The organism is Zavarzinia sp. (genome assembly GCF_041650655.1).
Taxonomy (GTDB): Bacteria; Pseudomonadota; Alphaproteobacteria; order Zavarziniales; family Zavarziniaceae; genus Zavarzinia.
Map to the genome: position 1 here is coordinate 1 of NZ_JBAZKR010000192.1, position 3,927 is coordinate 3,927.

General features: G+C 70.3%; 1 protein-coding gene. It reads left to right on the top strand.

What is annotated here, in order from left to right:
* Positions 1–3,666 (top strand): autotransporter domain-containing protein (locus WC493_RS21975; RefSeq protein ID WP_373068550.1); only part of this gene is annotated, 3,666 nt, incomplete at its 5' end.
* Positions 3,667–3,927: the final 261 nt, after the last annotated feature.

Consider the following 3,927-nt stretch of genomic DNA (forward strand, 5'->3'; position numbering starts at 1 on the left):
GAGGCCGGCGTGCTCGAAGTCGCGGGCGACACGGCGCTGGGCGCACTTTCTGGCCACCTCACCCTCGACGGCGGCACGCTCCGCGTGCTCGGCACCGGCTTCACCGGGACCAGCCGCAAGGTCCTGCTCGGCGCGGCCGGCGGCGGCTTCGACATCGACGATGCCGGCAATGTCTTCACCCTCACCCAAGCGCTGACCGGCCCCGGCGGCCTGACCAAGCTCGGCGACGGCACCCTGATGCTGACCGCGGCCAACAGCTACGCCGGCGGCACCACGATCTCGGCCGGCACGCTGGTCGGCGACAGCACCAGCCTGACCGGCGACATTCTCGACAATGCCGCCCTGATCTTCGCGCAGGCGCTGGACGGCGTCTTCGCCGGCACCATCGGCGGCACCGGCTCGGTCACCAAGAACGGCGGCGGCGCCCTCACCCTCTCGGCCGACAACGGCTTCGGCAGCCTGACCAGCACGGCGGGCGTGCTTCGCCTGCTCGGCATCGATACGATCGCGGGCGCGGTCTCGGTCACCGGCGGCAGCCTGATCGCCGACGGCACGCTCCATACGACCGGCGGCGTTACGGTCGGCAGCGGCGCCGAGCTGGCCGGCACGGGCACGATCGACGGCACGGTGAACATCGCCAATGGCGCCACCCTGTCGCCCGGCGGCAGTGCCGCCGGCACGCTGACGGTCGGCACCCTGAACCTGGCGCCGGCCGCGATCGTCAATTTCGACCTGGCGCAGGCGGGGGTGATCGGCGGCGGCATCAACGATTATGTCGTGGTGAACGGCGACCTCACGCTCGACGGCATCCTGAACGTGAATGCCACCACGGGCCAGTTGGCGCCCGGCGTCTATCGCCTGTTCACCTATTCGGGTGCGCTGGACGACCAGACGCTGGCCTATGGCACCGTGCCCGACAATGTGACCTATGCCGCCCTCGGCATCGACACGGCGACGGCGCGCCAGGTCAGCCTGGTGGTCGACGGCCTCGATCCCGAACTCGCCTTCTGGAACGGCTCGACCACTGCGGCGGACGATACGATCCACGGCGGCAGCGGCACCTGGAACGCCGACAATACCAATTGGACCAATCTCGAAGGCTCGGTCACCGCCCCCTGGGCGGGCAAGCGCGCAGTCTTCGAAGTAACCGGCGGCACCGTCACCCTGGTCGGCCAGCAGGCCTTCTCCGGCCTCGTCTTCGTCGCCGACGGCTACCGCCTGGAAGCGGGTGCGGACGGTGCCCTGGTCACCTCGACCTCGGCCGAGATCCAGGTGAATTCGGGCATCGCCGCGCTGATCGCGGCGCCCATCACCGGCAGCGGCGGCATCAACAAGACCGACGGCGGCCTGCTGAAGCTCGAAGGCATCAACACCTATGCCGGCGGCACGCTGATCTCCGGCGGCACGCTCGAAGTGGCGCAGGACTCGGCCCTGGGCGATCTCGCGGGCGGTGTCACGCTGAACGGCGGCGTGCTGCGCATCGCCGGCAGCGATTTCACCGCGACCACGCGCAGCATCACGCTGGGCGACGCGGGCGGCGGCTTCGACGTCGCCGATGCCGGCGCCAGCTTCACCGTGAGCCAGGCGCTCGGCGGGGTCGGCGCCTTGCTGAAGCTCGGCGACGGCATCCTGCGCCTGACCGGCGCCAATACCTATACCGGCGGCACCACGATCGCGGCCGGCACGCTGATCGGCGATACCAAGAGCATCGTCGGCACTATCCTGGACAATGCGGCGCTCGCCTTCGAACAGGCGGCCGACGGTACCTTCGCCGGCCTGGTCGGCGGTACCGGCACGGTCATCGTGCGCGGCGCCGGCACGCTCACCCTTTCCGGCAGCTTCGGCCAGAGCGGCGGCACCCTGATCGACGGCGGCGCCCTCCGCATCGGTGCGGGCGCCAGCCTGGCGGGCGACGTCACCGACAACGGCACGCTGATCTTCGAGCGCAGCGACGACATCGCCTTCGGCCGCGCGATCTCCGGCACCGGCGAGGTGATCAAGCTGGGCTCCGGCCTGCTCGAATTCACCGGCACCAGCAGCTATACCGGCGACACAATGCTCCAGGCCGGCACGCTCTCGGTCACCGGCAGCATCGCGGGTTCGACCGTGCGGCTCGCCAGCGGCACCCTGCTGACCGGCGACGGCGCGGTGGGCGGCATCGACGCCGCCAGCGGCTCGACCGTCGATCCGGCCGCGACGACCGGCACCGCCAGCCTCTCGGTCAACGGCGACATCAAGCTCGCCGCCGGTTCCACCCTGAAGATCGATTTCGACAGCCTCGGCCTGCATGACCAGTTGAAGGCCACGGGCGCCGCCGCCATCGCCTCGGGCGCCCTGCTCGACATCGAGGGGCTCGAGGTGGTCGGCACCAGTTACACCATCCTGACCGCCAACGAGGGCGTCGGCGGCCGCTTCGACGTGCTGCCGGACGATTATGTCTTCCTGGACGAAGTGGTGGCCTACGACCCGAACAAGGTGACGGTCAGCCTGTCGCGCAACGACACCGCCTTCGCCAGCGCCGCGACCACGCCGAACGGCCGCGCCGCCGCCGAAGCGCTCGAGAAACTGGGCCTCGGCAACGCGCTCTACGATGCCGTGGTGAAGGCCGACATGGCGGAAGCCGCCAAGGTCTTCGCCACCCTCTCGGGCGAGATCTACGCCAGTGCGGCCGGCATCGTGATCGACGAGGCGCGCCAGATCCAGACCGCGGTGATCGGCCGCCTGCAGCACCAATTGCTCGACACGGCCGACGCCATGGTCGCGGCGATCCCCTTCGGCGCCGCCTCGCCGACCGCGAGTGCCGGCACCACCGAACAGGCGGAGCCCGACCGCAACAACGCCTTCTGGACCGCCGCTTACGGCGCCTGGGGCCATCGCGACGCCGACAGCAAGGCCGCAGCAGCCGACAGCAGCTCGGCCGGTGTGCTGTTCGGTGCCGACACCGAAACCTCTGGCGGCTGGACTATCGGTCTGGCTGGCGGGATCGGCCAGGTCTCGGCCGACGCCGATGCGATCGCGGCCTCGGCCGACGTGAACAGCTATTCGCTGGCGCTCTACGGCGGCAAGCGCTTCGGCCGCCTCGGGCTCCGCTTTGGTGCTGCCTATAGCTGGCAGAATGTCGACACCACCCGCACGGTCACCCTGCCGGCGACCACGGAGCGCCTGAACGCCAGCTTCGACGCCCGCACCGCCCAGGTGTTCGGCGACATCGGCTATGGCTTCAAGCTGACCCGCCACCTGATCGCCGAGCCCTTCGGCGACCTCTCCTACCTGAACTATTCCGCGGACGGCGCCACGGAGAGCGGCGGCAGCGCCGCCCTCACCGTGGACGGCCAGGATTACAGCAGCGCCTATACCGCCCTCGGCCTCCGCGTCGGCGGCAGCCGCGACATCGTGGGCGGCCGCAAGATCACGGCCGGCGGCTCGGTCGCCTGGCGTCACGCCTATGGCGACACCGACCCGAACGTCAGCGTAAACTTCGGCAGCGACCCGGCGAGCAGCTTCACCTCGTCCGGCCTCGCCGTCGCCCGCGACGCCATGGCCCTCGATGCCGGCGTCGACCTCCGCCTGATCGGCGGCATCTCGGTCGGCGTCAACTACTCCGGTCAGGTCTCCTCCGCGACCCAGGAGCACGGCGTCCAGGCCAACGTGAAGATCAGGTTCTGAGGGACCCGAGCCCGTCCGGGGCGGCGATCGGCACTATTCCGTTTCGCCGCCCTGGACCAGCCGGGCCGACTGCTCGTATGCACACGCGGAACCTCTAATTCCGCTTCAGCCCCAGGCGCGGCGAATGCAGGGCGGCGAAGCGGCCGATGAAATAGACTGCGAACCAGGCCCCCGTCAGGCCCAGCACGGCGAGATCATGCTCCAGCAGGGCGGCCGGCAGGGCGAGCGCCAGCGCCGTCGCCATGATGGCGAAGGCGGCGA